This window comes from Bacillus sp. JHAA (genome assembly GCF_036961585.1).
Classification (GTDB): domain Bacteria; phylum Bacillota; class Bacilli; order Bacillales; family Bacillaceae; genus Bacillus; species Bacillus velezensis.
Genome location: NZ_JBAMDE010000032.1, coordinates 1 through 550, shown reverse-complemented (window position 1 = coordinate 550; position 550 = coordinate 1). Strand labels below are relative to the sequence as shown.

The window sequence follows — 550 nt, the reverse complement described above, 5'->3', positions numbered from 1 at the left end:
GTCCAGCCGCACATCTTTCGCTGCTTCATCAAGATTGATAAGCCCTTTCACCTTCGGCGCCATGACGGTCTTCCGTTCGTTTTCTGTCTGGTTCAGAATGTAATTGTCAGCGATCACGCCGGCGCCGTGAATGATCCCGTCGAGTGTTCCGTGCTCCTCCTGTATGCCGCGGACGAGGGCGATGACCGCCGCCCTGTCTGTCACGTCTACCGGTTGATACAATACGCGGGCGCCCGTCGCTGCCAAGCGCCGTAAGCGGGCGGAGCGCTCTTCATCAAGCACTTCCGCCCTTCCCGTTAATACGAGGACGGCGTTTTTGACGCGGGAGGCTATTTCTTCAGCGAAAATCAGTCCGATGCCGCCCGCTCCCCCAGTGAAGAGGTAGACCCCTTCGTCTTTCCACGGAACGGCGCCGCTTTGAGGGGCCGGCAGATGACGCCAGTTTCTGACGAGACGTTTGCCGTCTTCATAACGGATTTCCGCTTGTTCAGGATGCGCCCGGTTTTCTTTCAGCTTGGCAAGAAGCGCCGAGGCTGACTCGTCCGGATCG

At 58.7% G+C, this 550-nt stretch carries 1 protein-coding gene; it reads right to left on the bottom strand.

Translation table 11 applies throughout. The annotated features are described in order from the left end of the window. A partial coding sequence (locus V7728_RS20420) for an SDR family NAD(P)-dependent oxidoreductase (RefSeq protein WP_335371390.1) occupies positions 1-550 on the bottom strand: 550 nt, incomplete at both ends.